Origin of the sequence: Bacillus sp. BS3(2021) (assembly GCF_021043345.1) — a bacterium.
Lineage (GTDB): Bacteria > Bacillota > Bacilli > Bacillales > Bacillaceae > Bacillus > Bacillus paralicheniformis.
The window spans coordinates 50929-64608 of the sequence record NZ_JAJNDM010000014.1; the positions used below are offsets into that span (position 1 = coordinate 50929).

Here is a 13680-nt window from a genome sequence, read left to right on the forward strand (position 1 = left end):
ACACTGACTTGTAAGGCTTTTGCAAAGAAAGTAGGGGAGAAAAACATGGGCTTTCCCAAGGAAGGAGAAACCATTCAAATTCATAGCTATAAGCACAATGGACAGATTCATCGGATTTGGAATGAAACAACGATTTTAAAAGCAACGGAATTGTGCATCATCGGCGCCAATGACCGGACAATGGTCACAGAATCTGACGGCCGGACATGGGTGACGCGAGAGCCCGCAATTTGTTATTTCCATGCAAAGCAGTGGTTTAACGTCATCGGCATGCTTCGCGAAGACGGGATTTATTACTATTGCAACATCAGCTCGCCGTTTGCTTTGGACGATGAAGCCATCAAATACATCGACTATGATTTAGACGTGAAAGTCTTTCCGGATATGACGTATCATATTCTTGATGAAGATGAGTACGCGGATCATAAAAAGGCGATGAATTATCCGAAGGAAATCGACGGCATTTTAAGGTACCACTTAAATACGTTGCTGCATTGGATACACCAAAGAAAAGGCCCGTTTGCATCTGAATTTATTGATATTTGGTATGAACGGTATTTGCATTATACAAAATAAACCTGAAAAACCTGTTGAGACCAACAGGTTTTTTGCGGTGTACTCACACATCAAGATATAGAGGGGGGAAGACGTGTGGGGGTAATCAGAAGGTACATGGAATTTGTGAAGCCGTATAAATGGAAAATCGTTTTGACGGTTTTAATCGGTATTATTAAATTTTCTATTCCGCTGGTCATCCCGCTTCTGCTGAAATACGTCGTTGACGACATCATCCAGGGGAGCGGAACCACTGAAGAAAAAACATCCACATTATTCATGGTAATGGCGGTTATGTTCGCCATTTTTTTGGTGCTTCGGCCGCCTGTCGAATACTATCGGCAATATTTCGCACAGTGGACGGCAAGCAAGGTGCTTTATGATATCAGGGACAAGCTGTTTGCACACATTCAAAAGCTGAGCCTCAGGTATTATGCAAACACCCGCGCAGGAGAAATCATTTCAAGGGTCATCAACGATGTCGAGCAGACAAAGGAATTTGTCATCATCGGGTTGATGAACGTATGGCTTGACGTGATGACGATTTTTATCGCCATCGCCATCATGCTGACGATGGATGTGAAGCTGACGCTTATTTCGATCGTGCTGTTTCCGCTTTACGGACTGTCTGTTAAATTCTTCTACGGCAGGCTCAGAAAGCTGACGAGAGAACGTTCCCAGGCGCTGGCCGAGGTGCAGGGCCACCTTCATGAAAGGGTTCAGGGGATGCCTGTCATCAGGAGTTTTGCGATCGAGGATTATGAACAGAAGCAATTTGATCACGAGAACGCGAATTTTCTCGGCAAAGCAATCCGCCATACGGCCTGGAATGCCAAAACGTTTGCCGTCGTCAATACGGTTACAGACCTCGCTCCGCTGATCATCATTACGGTTGCGGGTTACTATGTGATTCACGGGTCCCTTACTGTAGGAACGATGGTGGCGTTTTTCGGATATATTGAACGCCTCTACAACCCGCTGCGCCGCCTGATCAATTCGTCGACAACATTGACGCAGTCGATCGCATCGATGGACAGGCTGTTTGAATTTATTGATGAACCGTATGAATTAAAAGATAAACCCAATGCTGTAAAAGCAGAGCGGTTAAAAGGAATTGTTGAATTCAAAAATGTTTCCTTCCAATACGAAAAGTCGGAAGAAATGATTCTGCAGAATCTTTCTCTGAAAGCCGAACGGGGCGAAACGGTCGCACTCGTCGGGATGAGCGGAGGCGGAAAATCAACGCTCGTCAGCCTCATTCCGAGATTCTACGATGTCTCAGCCGGAAGCCTGGAGATTGACGGCATCGATGTGCGCGATTACCAGGCGCAGAGCCTTAGAAACCAAATCGGCATGGTGCTTCAGGATACATTTTTATTCAGCGAATCGGTACGTGAAAACATATCGATCGGAAATCCCGAAGCTTCGATGGAAGACATCATTGAAGCGGCAAAAGCCGCGAATGCCCACGATTTTATTATGGAACTGCCGCAAGGCTATGATACAAAGGTCGGAGAAAGGGGCGTCAAGCTGTCCGGAGGCCAAAAACAGCGGATATCAATCGCCAGGGTGTTCCTGAAGAATCCGCCTCTCTTAATTTTGGATGAAGCGACATCAGCGCTTGACCTTGAAAGCGAGCACTATATTCAGGAAGCGATGGAAAAGCTCGCGAAAGACCGGACGACCTTTATCGTTGCCCACAGATTGTCGACGATTACCCACGCTGACAAAATCGTCGTCATCGAAAACGGACGTGTCGCGGAAGTCGGCACACATGACGAATTAATGAGCCGCGACGGCCACTATAAGCATTTATTTACCATTCAAAAATTAAACTAAAACCGCCAAAAGCCTGACTTTCGTTTGAAGCCGAACGATTGTCAGGCTTTTTCTTTCCATGCAAATTTCGTACATATTTCCTATCCCGTCTAAATACAATTTAAAAAATACAAGCTCCGGAGGTGTATAAGTGACAAAAGAAAAATTGCTTGAAGTATCGGATTTGTCGATTTCGTTTCACCAGAAAAAGTCTGAAACCCCGATTGTGCAAGGCATTTCTTTCGATCTCCATCCCGGAGAAATCATGGGAGTCGTCGGAGAGTCCGGCTGCGGCAAGAGCGTCACCTCTTTGGCTTTAATGGGGCTGAACGCAAACACCCGGACGACGGGCCGGATCAAGTTTCAAAACAAAGATCTTCTCATGCAGTCTGAAAAAGAATGGAGACAGATGCGCGGCAATGACATCGCAATGGTTTTTCAAGAGCCGATGACCTCCCTCAACCCCCTTTTCACAATTGGCGATCAATTAACAGAAGCACTCTCCAGCCATACCAATATTCATAAAAAAGAAGCAAGAAGAAAAGCCGTTCAAATGCTGGAAACCGTCGGCCTGCCGAGGGCGGACCAGCTGATGAAGCAGTATCCCCACGAACTGTCGGGAGGCATGAGGCAGCGGGTCATGATCGCAATGGCATTAATTTGCGAACCGAAGCTGCTGATCGCCGATGAACCGACAACAGCTCTCGACGTCACCATCCAGGCCCAGATTCTGTCCCTGCTGAAAAAGCTCAATGCCGAATTTAACACAGCCATTCTCCTCATTACCCACGACCTTGGCGTCGTTCACAATACATGTGAACGCGTGATGATCATGTATGCCGGCCGGATCGTTGAAGAGGGCGGTGTCACCGCTGTTTTTGACAGTCCGAAACACCCTTATACAAAAGGCTTGTTCGCCTCTATTCCGGCATTCACAGACAAATCCGAGCGGCTGTCTTCGATTGAGGGGCAGGTGCCGAAGCCGGGATCGATTAAAAAAGGCTGTATGTTTGCGCCGCGATGCCCCCATAAACATGAACGCTGCATTGAAGAAGCGCCTGGATTGAACAAGCTGAAGGATGATCATGCTGTAAGCTGCTTTCTCTATGAAGAGGAAGGTGTTTTCACATGAATCGCGAACTGCTGAGCGTTCAAGAGCTGAAAACGTATTACCGCGTGTCCCGTAAGAAAATCGTGAAAGCGGTAGATGATGTTACACTGTCAGTTGAAAAAGGCGAAATCTTAGGGGTTGTCGGGGAATCCGGCTGCGGAAAATCGACCTTAGGAAAATCGATATTGCGGCTGACCGAACCGACTTCGGGAAAGGTGACTTTTCTCGGGCAGGAGATGACAGGCCTTGATGCAAAAGATCTTCGCAATATGAGAAGGCATATACAAATGATTTTTCAAGACCCGTACGCTTCGTTAAATCCGCGCATGAAAATAAAGGATATTTTGGAAGAACCGCTGATCGTTCATCAACTCGGAAAGAAGGCGGAAAGGAGAGAGGTCGTGCGCTCGATGCTTGAAATTGTCGGCCTTGATGCTTCATACGGCGACCGGTACGCACACCAATTCAGCGGCGGTCAGAGGCAAAGGATCGGCATTGCAAAAGCGCTGATCACTAAGCCAAAACTAATCATTGCCGATGAACCTGTCTCCGCGCTTGATGTATCCGTTCAGGCGCAGATCTTAAATCTGCTGAATGATTTGCAGGAGGCATTCGATTTAACGTTTCTGTTTATTTCTCATGATCTCGCAGTCGTTCGCTATATCAGCGACAGGGTGGCCGTGATGTATTTCGGAAAGATCGTCGAGATGGCGGACGCCGAATCGTTATTTAGAGAGCCGAAACACCCGTATACAGAAACGCTGTTAGCGGCAGTACCGGTCATCGGCAAAGGCGAAGCGGTTCATACGGCACCGGATATTGCCGCGCCCCGCATGAGTGAAAAGGGCTGTCCTTTTTACAGCAGATGCATGAAGCGGGCAGCGGTTTGTCTGGAAGCGGAGCCGCCTCTTGAAGAGACTGCGGACGGGCATTATGTCGCATGCCATTTTACCAATAAGGAGGCAGTACGATGAAAAAGAAAAGCTGGCTGATCTGTTTGGGAATGATTCTGTCTGTTTCCGCTTTTTTAATGGGATGCTCCGGTAACGAAAGCGGAAAAAACGACGGAGAGACGAACGGGGGAAAAGATACGCTGATCATCGGCAGAGGCGGTGATTCAACATCGCTTGATCCGATCACAACGACAGAAGGCGAAGCGTTTAAAGTGACGATCAATATGTTTGAGACCTTGCTGAATTACGGAGAACAAGACACTACGCTGAAGGAAGGCCTCGCGGTCAAATGGGACGCTTCAGATGACGGTTTGACCTACACACTGGAGCTGAGGCAAGGCGTGAAATTCCATGACGGAACGGATTTTAATGCAGAAGCCGTCAAATACAATTTTGAGCGGTGGATGAGCGGGGATGAAGAAAAATTTCCTTACTACGGCATGTTCGGAGGCTATAAGAAAGATGAGGGGCATGTCATCAAAGATATAAAAGTGCTCGACGACCATAAGATTCAGTTCATTTTAAAACGCCCGCAAGCGCCGTTTTTAAAGAACCTTGCCATGACTTCATTCGGGATTGCGAGTCCTGCCGCCATCGAAAAATACGGCGAAAAATTCAGGGAGCACCCCGTCGGCACGGGCCCTTACAAATTTGTCGAATGGAAGCCGAACGACCGGATCGTTCTTGAAAAAAATGAAGACTATTGGGATCAAGGCAAACCGAAATTGCAGAAGATCATTTTCAGAGCCATTCCTGAAAACTCAGCCCGCTTAAATGCGTTGAAGACGGGCGAAATCGACCTAATGGACGGCGTCAATCCGTCTGATATCGAAAGCATCAAAGCAGACGCCAATCTGAAAACATTTGAAAGGCCTTCAATGAACGTCGGGTATCTCGGAATGACGACGACAAGAAAACCATTTGACAATAAGCTGGTCCGCCAGGCGCTGAATCATGCTGTTGATAAACAGGCGATTATCGATTCCTTCTACGGAGGCCTCGCCGAATCTGCCAAAAACCCGCTCCCTCCTTCACTTGAAGGATACAACGATCAGATAAAGGAATATCCGTATGATTTAAAAAAGGCAAAAGAACTCTTAAAAGAAGCCGGATTCCCGGACGGGTTTAAAATGAAGCTTTGGGCAATGCCTGTTCCGCGGCCATATATGCCGGACGGTATGAAAATAGCCGAAGTGATTCAATCAAGCTTCGAAAAAATCGGCGTCAAAGCGGAAATCGTCACTTACGACTGGGCGACGTATTTGGATAAGGTGAGCAAAGGGGAAGCTGACGCGTTTTTGATGGGCTGGACCGGAGACAATGGAGATCCGGACAACTTCATTTATACCCTGCTTGATAAAGATAATATCGGCGGTAACAACTATACGTACTTCAGCAATGACGAGCTTCATGACATCTTAATCGAAGCGCAGTCAGACCCTGACCAAAAGAAGAGAAATAAACTGTATCAAGATGCGCAGGAGCTCCTCCATGAAGAATCGCCTTGGATTCCGCTTGTCCATTCCACGCCGATTTTGGCCGGTTCAAAAGATATCGAAGGATATGCTCCGCATCCGACAGGGAGTGAAGTATTGTCCGGCGTAGAGTTTAAATAGGTGGTGACAGCCATTGCTTGCGTACTGTTTAAAACGGACGGGGATGCTGATCCCCGTTCTCATTGGCATGACACTGGTCGTTTTTTCGGTCATCCGCTTTATTCCCGGCAACCCCGCCCAGGTTATTCTCGGCCAGAGGGCGACAAAGGAAGCGGTGCAGCAGCTGACCATCCAGCTCGGCCTTGATCAGCCGTGGTATGTGCAATACGCCAGATATATCGGGGATTTGCTGAAAGGGGATCTCGGGACATCAATCCGCACGGGAGCGGCGATTACGCAAGAAATAAAGCCGTATTTGTTCGCCACTCTCGAGCTTGCTTTTTTCGCGATGCTGATCGCAGTGTTTGTCGGTGTGAATGCCGGAATCATCAGCGCGTGGTTTAAGAATTCGGTATTCGACTATATTGCGATGCTGGTTGCTTTAATTGGCGTGTCGATGCCGATTTTTTGGCTTGGTCTGATGGGCCAGTGGTTCTTTTCGATCGAGCTCGGCTGGCTGCCGACAACGGGAAGGGAGAATGTCAGAAATCCGGTCGAAGCCTTTACTTACATTCATACACTGGACACCCTTTTACACGGAAGATTTGATCAGTTTGCAGAAACCATCCGCCATTTAATTCTGCCGGGAACCGCTCTTGCCACCATTCCCGCCGCGATCATTGCGAGAATTACAAGGGCCAGCATGATAGAGGTGCTGCAGTCCGATTATATCCGCACGGCAAAAGCAAAAGGCGTGCATATGTTTTTCGTTATCTATAAGCACGGTTTAAAAAATGCGTTCATTCCGGTGTTGACCGTCATCGGCCTGCAAACCGGACTTTTACTGGGCGGCGCGATTTTAACGGAGACGATTTTTGCCTGGCCCGGCATCGGCCGGTACATTTATGATGCGATCAGCTACCGCGACTACCCGGTTATCCAATCGGGCATTCTCGTGATCGCCTTCATCTTCGTCATGATTAACTTCATTGTTGATCTGCTGTACGCTGTCATCGATCCGAGAATTAAATATTAGGAGGCGGGAAATGTGGTTGTGCTTCAAAATGAACAGCAGAGGGAGGACGTGAAGGTGCGTTCGCCTTTGGCGGAACATATTCGGCGGTTCTTTGAGCATAAACTGGCTGCCGCCGGCACGATTTTAGTCGCGCTGTTTATCCTGCTGGCCATCTTCGCGCCGCTCATCGCACCCTATGGAATAAACGACCAGTCACTGTCAGACAGGCTTGCCGCTCCGTCTGCTGAACACCTTTTTGGAACGGACGATTTTGGCAGGGATATTTTTTCAAGGGTGCTGTACGGCGCGAGGCTGTCTTTATGGGTCGGCTTTTTCTCCTGTCTGGCATCGGCCTTGGCGGGGACGCTGTTAGGGCTGATCGCCGGTTTTTACGGCAGATGGGCTGATGCGTTGATTTCGCGGCTGTTTGATATCATGCTCGCGTTTCCCAGCATTCTGCTGGCGATCGCCATTGTGGCGATTCTCGGGCCTTCCCTTGAAAATGCCCTGATTGCCATCGCCATCATCAACGTTCCGACGTTTGGCAGGCTCGTTCGTTCAAAAGTGCTCAGCATCAGGCAGGAGGAATATGTCTTATCTGCGCGTGCTGTCGGGATGTCCAATATGAGGATGATGTTTAAACACATTCTTCCCAACAGCATGGCCCCGGTTATCGTTCAAGCGACACTGAATATTGGAACGGCGATTATAGAAGCGGCCGCGCTCGGATTTTTAGGGTTGGGGGCGCAGGCGCCGAACCCGGAGTGGGGAAAAATGCTTGCGGATGCCAGGCCTTATTTGGCACAGGCCCCGTGGACATTATTTTTTCCGGGATTTGCGATCATGCTGACCGTGCTCGGCTTTAATCTGATGGGAGACGGCCTGCGCGACACCCTTGATCCGAAAATGAAGGAAGGAAAATAAAAAAACCGGTTAACGTATTCGTTAACCGGTTTACTCTTCCTCAACTTCAAGCTCGCTGTCTTTTTTGTGGTACGTCTGAAAGCTTGTGAGCAAGGTTTCCAAATGTTCAAGCTGTTCTCGGTATTCTACGGTGCTCGCCATAATGGTCAGCATATTGTAGTCCAACAGTTCTTCTTTCAATTTGTCCTGGTTTTTCAGGAATGATTCGGTCAAGTGCTGTTTGTACACGTCTCCTTCTTCGTGAAGGTCGACGTGATCCTGCGTTTTAATCCTGCCGACGAATCTCATTAAAATTCGCTCGTGCCAATGGAGAAGATAATCAAGCTCTTCGACCAGCGTTTCTTGAAATTCTTCAGGCATATGACAAAACTCGTTTTCAAGCCGGTGCAGTTTTTTCAAAGCATCAAGCGCGCGGTTCGATGCAATGATCGCCTGTCTGAACAGCACGAGCTTTCGCTGTTTTACATATGTGGAACGTTTTAAATAGCTTCTTTCTTCTTTGTAAAGCAAGTAAAGGTGATCGACCTTCATCATTTTTTCTTTCAGCTTTTCAATGTCTTCTTTCAGCATGGAGTGTTCCGTTGTCTTCCGCGTCAACAATCTGATCCATTTAATGACTTCATCTGTATTTTCAACAACATGGCTGACGAGCTTCGTTTCATATTTAGGCGGCAGAAAAATCAGGTTGACCAGGAACGCAGACAATACGCCCAAAATAACCGTTCCGGTTCTCACCAAGGCAAACCATAAAAAGTTGTCGCCGGAGCTCTCCAATATGGCAATAACGGTGACGAGAGCGATCGAAATTGTATTCTCGATCTTCAGCTTCAGGTTGATCGTAATGACGATTACCGCCGTCAATCCGATGATGATCGGACTGGGTTCAAAAATAAGTCCAAAAATAATGGCTGTGGCAGCTCCGATTATGTTCGCCTGCACTTGATCGACAATCGTCAAAAATGAACGATAGATCGAAGGCTGTATCGCGAAGATAGCCGCGATTCCCGCGAAGACAGGAGTCGGAAGGCCGAGCCAAGACGCGAGGTAAAGCGCAAGCGTAATGGCAATGCCTGTTTTGAAAATACGGGCACCAAGTTTCATTAGGCTGTACTTGCATCCCTTTCTATAATAAAATTCGTTCTTTACAGAAAATGAATTGTATTGAACATTCCCTCTCTGTTAATTTGCCAAACAATAAAGTAATATACAGCGATCTTCCGAAATATTCAACCCATTTTTAAGAAAAAACAAATCATTGACAAAAAAGAAAAACAAGCCGGCGGAAAGTGCCTGTTCACCGCGTTCTCAAAGTGCTCCGCATTTGATAAAAAAGAGAGCGGACCCGCTCTCTTTTTATATGCGTTGTTTCAATTGTTTAAATGAGTCATCCACGGCTTTAAGCGTCGCTTTAATGTCCTCTTCCGTGTGCGCGGTGGTGATAAACCATGCTTCATATTTTGAAGGCGCAAGATTGATTCCGCGCTCAAGCATCAGTTTGAAAAAGGCAGCGAACATTTCTCCGTCCGTATTTTCGGCTTGCTCATAGTTTTCGACTTTTTCGTTCGTAAAGTATACGGTGAGCGCGCCTTTAAGACGGTTGACAGTGATGTTGATGCCGTGGGTTTCGGCGTGTCCCAGGATACCTTCTTCAAGCATAGCGCCGAGGCGGTCAAGTTTTTCGTATGTGCCTTTTTCTTTCAGCACTTCAAGGCAGGCGATACCTGAGAGGATCGAAGCCGGATTCCCCGCCATCGTGCCCGCTTGATAAGCAGGTCCGAGCGGTGCGACTTGTTCCATAATCTCTTTTTTGCCTCCGTATGCGCCGATTGGCAGGCCGCCGCCGATGATTTTGCCAAGCGCCGTTAAATCAGGTTTGACGCCAAGCAGATCCTGGGCGCCGCCGTACATAAAGCGGAAAGCGGTGATAACTTCATCATAGATGACGAGCGCCCCTGCGTTATGCGTCAGTTCATTGACCTGTTCGAGGAATCCGCTCTTCGGTTCAACGATCCCGAAGTTTCCGACAATCGGTTCAACGAGAACTGCCGCAATATCGTTCCCCCATTTATCGAGCGCTTCCTTATAGCTGTCGATATCATTGAAAGGAACGGTAATCACCTCGTTGGCGATGCTTTTTGGAACCCCCGCTGAATCAGGTGTGCCGAGCGTTGACGGACCTGAACCGGCCGCCACCAGCACAAGATCGGAATGGCCGTGGTAGCAGCCGGCGAACTTGATGATTTTCGTTCTGCCTGTATAGGCCCGGGCGACGCGAATCGTCGTCATCACAGCTTCCGTTCCTGAATTGACGAATCTCACTTTATCCAAGGCAGGAATCGCTTCTTTAAGCATCTTGGCAAATGTCACTTCATGCTTTGTCGGCGTGCCGTAAAGAACTCCGTTTTCAGCAGCTGTTTGAATCGCTTTCGTGATATGCGGGTGAGCGTGGCCCGTAATAATCGGTCCGTATGCGGCAAGGTAGTCTATGTATTTGTTGCCGTCTACATCCCAAAAATAAGCGCCGCTTCCCCTTTCCATCGCGACGGGAGAACCGCCGCCGACCGCTTTGTAAGACCTTGAGGGGCTGTTGACGCCTCCGACTATATGTTGAAGAGCTTCTTCATGAAGCTTTTCAGATTGAGTATGCTGCATAATATCCTCCTCATTTCTGCACCTTTTATCTATTTCTATATTGTAACACGAGGCGGACAGAGCGCAAAAAAGAAGCCGCCGAACATTTGAACAAGCGGGCGCTGTTTTTTATAATGGGGGAAAGCAAGCGATTAAACATAACAGGAGGCAAAACAATGACTGTTGAAATTGGACAAAAGGTGCCTGATATTGAACTGCTGGGCGATCACGGAGAAAAAGTAAAGCTGTCGGATTTTGAAGGAAAGTATGTCGTGCTCTATTTTTACCCGAAAGATATGACGCCGGGATGCACAACGGAAGCGTGCGATTTCAGAGACCGACATGAAAGCTTTGCCGAACTTGATACCGTCATCATCGGAGTCAGCCCTGACGACCAGACAAGACATGAGAAATTCAAGCAGAAACACGATCTGCCGTTTCTGCTGCTCGTCGATGATGAACACAAGCTCGCTGAAAGCTTTGACGTATGGAAGCTGAAGAAGAATTTCGGCAAGGAATACATGGGTGTCGAAAGGTCGACATTCCTGATTGATAAAGAAGGCCGCCTTGTGAAAGAGTGGCGGAAAGTAAAGGTAAAAGACCATGTCGCAGAAGCGCTTCAAGCAGTAAAAGAAATCGCCGAAGCGTAAAGCTCTGGGGGAGGCCGGACTGTATGTTAGTTTGGTCTCTTTTTACGCTCATATTCGTCTGTCTGACCGGACATGCTGATCATATCGGCCTTTTTCGCCTTAAAAATAGCTTTTTCACAGGGATTGGAATTGACAAAGATTCTGATCAGGAGTTACACTAATTATAAACGTTATAATGTAAGAATTTTTTTTAGAAGAGAGGTGCATGACGATGGCTGAACATAACCTGAAAGAAGCGTTGGAAGCGTTGAAGGAAACCGGGGTTCGAATTACTCCTCAACGTCATGCCATTCTGGAATTTCTCGTGAATTCTATGTCTCATCCAACTGCAGATGATATATATAAAGCTCTGGAAGGGAAATTTCCAAACATGAGCGTAGCAACGGTTTACAACAATTTGCGGGTTTTTAAGGAATCAGGGCTCGTTAAGGAATTAACGTACGGAGATTCCTCCAGCCGGTTTGACTTCGTGACATCCGAGCATTATCACGCAATTTGCGAACGCTGCGGGAAAATCGTCGACTTTCATTATCCCGGCCTCGACGAAGTGGAGCAGCTGGCTTCACATGTGACAGGATTCAAAGTCAGTCACCATAGACTGGAGATATACGGTTTATGTCAGGAATGCGACAAAAAAGAAAGCCATTAAAAAGAGCTGGCCGCTTTTTTAACGGTCAGCTTATTTTTGTTGCAGCATTTACTGAGACTTTCGATTATACGATTCGTTAAACTCTTTTCCTTCGAGGTTTTTATCCAGTGTCAGAGGCTCCCTGCAATGCATGCACATATCGACCCGGCCTAAAATCTTGGTCGGTTTTTCACAGTTTGGACAGACGACTTGAACCGCTTTCGTTGAAAGCATGCCGATCCAAAAATAAACCGCTGTGCTCAACAAGATAGACAATACCCCCAAGATCATAAACACCGACATCAAGAGGATCGAGGACCTAAAAAAGATTCCGACATACATAATAATGAAGCCTATAAATACAAGGCTTAACGCAAACGTTCTGATTTTGTTGATTTTGCTAGAGTATTTTGCCATATCCATCCCCCTGTCTCTAATATAGCATAGAAAAGATGTGTTATTCTTTAATTAAAACGAATCAATTGGAAAATTTCTATAGAGAGTTTTGGGGAAATTGATTATAATAATTCAATGTGTTTTCAAAATAAAGGAGTTTTTATTGGCTCGTAGAAATAGGTAGAAACAAAGAGAGAAGCTTTTAGAGCAACGCATTTACATCGTATTGGAGGAATGGTGATGGAAAATCTTCTCCGTCCGATTTACCAAGAAAGAGCAAGCCGCCCTGACACACTCGCTGTCATGCTGATTGAGAGGAGAAATCAAACCTCATCTGCGACAGATAATTTTGATGCGGCATTGTTGATTATCGTTAATAAGGCTGAAGACCCTGTATTCGTGAAGCATTATGAGTTCGACGGAAAAACGGCTTCTCTTCATATTATTTCTGTTGAACAGCTTCAGGAATGGATTTTGCTCGGAACAAATAGAAGAATCATAGACTGGGTCCTCAATGGAAAGGTGCTTTTCGACCGAAACGAATTTATCGCCAAGCTGATTGAGCAGCTTAATACATTTCCGTTTTCAGAAAGAAAACTAAAAATCGGACTTGAATATGGGAAATTAATCAGAAGATATATAGAAGGGAAATCGTTTTTTGAGGACGGTCAATTTTTGGACGCCTACAATTCCATCGTACACGCCCTCCATCATTTGGCCAGAATCGAAGTGATCGATAAGGGTTTTCACCCAGAAGTTACGGTATGGAACCAAGTCCGCCACATGGAGCCTCAGGTTTATAAATTGTATAAGGAATTAATTGAGAGCAATGAAAGCTTGCAAAAACGGCTGGAGTTATTATTCCTCGCAAGCGATTTTCTCATTCATTCAAAAGCCGAAATCGGGGCCGCACATATTCTCAATGTCATGGATGAAAAAGAGGTTTGGCAATTTGCCGATCTTCTCAAGCATCCGGATCTCAAGTATTTCACGGCAGACCTGGGAGTCATACTGGAGTTCTTGGCTGAAAAGGACTTAGTCGGAGTCAAGCCGATTGAGACAAAGGGCCAAAAGATTTTTCACCGAGGATATTTTATCAAAAAAAGTGTTGACACTAATTTATAACGGTGATATATTATTAAGCGTCGCTGTTAGCGGAACGGTTTTTGAACTGAAAGCAGCAGCGACGAAAAAACAAAAAAACATTTGACACTCCTTGTTGAAAATGTTATACTGATAAAGTCGCTTCGGACAGGAGCGGAAATGATCTTTGAAAACTAAACAAGACAAAACGTACCTGTTAATTCATTAAATAAATCGCACATTTTGTGCGTAGTCATTATCAAACTTCATGGAGAGTTTGATCCTGGCTCAGGACGAACGCTGGCGGCGTGCCTAATACAT

13 protein-coding genes are annotated in these 13680 nt (G+C 46.6%); 10 read left to right on the forward strand and 3 right to left on the reverse strand.

The genetic code is table 11. From position 1 onward, the window contains the following. Positions 1-45 precede the first annotated feature (45 nt). The 7 genes from ntdP (at position 46) to LQ247_RS21460 (ending at position 7971) form a co-directional block, all read left to right on the forward strand. Positions 46-576 (forward strand): nucleoside tri-diphosphate phosphatase, encoded by a 531-nt coding sequence (gene ntdP / locus LQ247_RS21430; protein WP_003179942.1) that lies wholly within the window; start codon positions 46-48, stop codon positions 574-576. A 75-nt stretch (positions 577-651) separates the two neighbouring features. After that, positions 652-2394, forward strand: a complete 1743-nt coding sequence (locus LQ247_RS21435; RefSeq protein ID WP_080131291.1) for an ABC transporter ATP-binding protein — start codon at positions 652-654, stop codon at positions 2392-2394. 130 nt (positions 2395-2524) lie between these two features. Further along, a complete protein-coding gene (locus LQ247_RS21440; RefSeq protein ID WP_023855992.1) occupies positions 2525-3505 on the forward strand; it encodes an ABC transporter ATP-binding protein in 981 nt (326 codons plus the stop codon). Next, positions 3502-4458 carry an ABC transporter ATP-binding protein gene (locus LQ247_RS21445; RefSeq protein ID WP_048350613.1) on the forward strand — a complete coding sequence of 319 codons (957 nt, stop codon included), beginning with the start codon at positions 3502-3504 and terminating at the stop codon, positions 4456-4458. Before LQ247_RS21440 ends, LQ247_RS21445 begins: the two co-directional genes overlap by 4 nt. Further along, a complete protein-coding gene (locus LQ247_RS21450; protein WP_231006585.1) occupies positions 4455-6053 on the forward strand; it encodes an ABC transporter substrate-binding protein in 1599 nt (532 codons plus the stop codon). Before LQ247_RS21445 ends, LQ247_RS21450 begins: the two co-directional genes overlap by 4 nt. Before the next feature lie 13 nt (positions 6054-6066). Next, positions 6067-7068 carry an ABC transporter permease gene (locus tag LQ247_RS21455; protein ID WP_231006586.1) on the forward strand — a complete coding sequence of 334 codons (1002 nt, stop codon included), beginning with the start codon at positions 6067-6069 and terminating at the stop codon, positions 7066-7068. A 12-nt stretch (positions 7069-7080) separates the two neighbouring features. After that, positions 7081-7971 carry an ABC transporter permease gene (locus tag LQ247_RS21460; protein ID WP_020450635.1) on the forward strand — a complete coding sequence of 297 codons (891 nt, stop codon included), beginning with the start codon at positions 7081-7083 and terminating at the stop codon, positions 7969-7971. A 30-nt stretch (positions 7972-8001) separates the two neighbouring features. Here the strand turns inward: LQ247_RS21460 and LQ247_RS21465 are convergent, their stop codons facing one another. Next, positions 8002-9072 (reverse strand): FUSC family protein, encoded by a 1071-nt coding sequence (locus LQ247_RS21465; RefSeq protein WP_020450637.1) that lies wholly within the window; start codon positions 9070-9072, stop codon positions 8002-8004. Between the two features lie 252 nt (positions 9073-9324). After that, a complete protein-coding gene (locus LQ247_RS21470) occupies positions 9325-10623 on the reverse strand; it encodes a glutamate-1-semialdehyde 2,1-aminomutase (protein ID WP_020450638.1) in 1299 nt (432 codons plus the stop codon). A gap of 155 nt (positions 10624-10778) precedes the next feature. On the opposite strand from LQ247_RS21470, the gene bcp reads away from it, so the two are divergent. Together bcp and perR are read left to right on the forward strand one after the other, a co-directional pair. Then, positions 10779-11252, forward strand: coding sequence for a thioredoxin-dependent thiol peroxidase (gene bcp / locus LQ247_RS21475; RefSeq protein ID WP_020450639.1), 474 nt, complete (start codon positions 10779-10781; stop codon positions 11250-11252). A 211-nt stretch (positions 11253-11463) separates the two neighbouring features. Beyond that, entirely contained in the window at positions 11464-11901 is a 438-nt protein-coding gene (perR, locus tag LQ247_RS21480) for a peroxide-responsive transcriptional repressor PerR (RefSeq protein WP_003179961.1), read from the forward strand. Positions 11902-11949: 48 nt separating this feature from the next. Here perR and LQ247_RS21485 read toward each other — a convergent pair whose 3' ends face one another. Beyond that, complete coding sequence (locus LQ247_RS21485; protein WP_020450640.1) at positions 11950-12297, reverse strand: YgzB family protein; 348 nt, start codon at positions 12295-12297, stop codon at positions 11950-11952. Positions 12298-12516: 219 nt separating this feature from the next. Here LQ247_RS21485 and LQ247_RS21490 point away from each other — a divergent pair, with 219 nt between their 5' ends. Next, positions 12517-13401, forward strand: a complete 885-nt coding sequence (locus LQ247_RS21490; protein ID WP_020450641.1) for a nucleotidyltransferase-like protein — start codon at positions 12517-12519, stop codon at positions 13399-13401. Positions 13402-13680 lie beyond the last annotated feature (279 nt).

Bases quoted from the DNA above. Each gene is read 5' to 3' on its own strand.
- LQ247_RS21470 (WP_020450638.1), bottom strand. From the start codon at position 10,623: ATGCAGCATACTCAATCTGAAAAGCTTCATGAAGAAGCTCTTCAACAT.
- bcp (WP_020450639.1), top strand. From the start codon at position 10,779: ATGACTGTTGAAATTGGACAAAAGGTGCCTGATATTGAACTGCTGGGC.
- LQ247_RS21490 (WP_020450641.1), top strand. From the start codon at position 12,517: ATGGAAAATCTTCTCCGTCCGATTTACCAAGAAAGAGCAAGCCGCCCT.
- ntdP (WP_003179942.1), top strand. From the start codon at position 46: ATGGGCTTTCCCAAGGAAGGAGAAACCATTCAAATTCATAGCTATAAG.
- LQ247_RS21465 (WP_020450637.1), bottom strand. From the start codon at position 9,072: ATGAAACTTGGTGCCCGTATTTTCAAAACAGGCATTGCCATTACGCTT.
- perR (WP_003179961.1), top strand. From the start codon at position 11,464: ATGGCTGAACATAACCTGAAAGAAGCGTTGGAAGCGTTGAAGGAAACC.
- LQ247_RS21445 (WP_048350613.1), top strand. From the start codon at position 3,502: ATGAATCGCGAACTGCTGAGCGTTCAAGAGCTGAAAACGTATTACCGC.
- LQ247_RS21450 (WP_231006585.1), top strand. From the start codon at position 4,455: ATGAAAAAGAAAAGCTGGCTGATCTGTTTGGGAATGATTCTGTCTGTT.
- LQ247_RS21485 (WP_020450640.1), bottom strand. From the start codon at position 12,297: ATGGCAAAATACTCTAGCAAAATCAACAAAATCAGAACGTTTGCGTTA.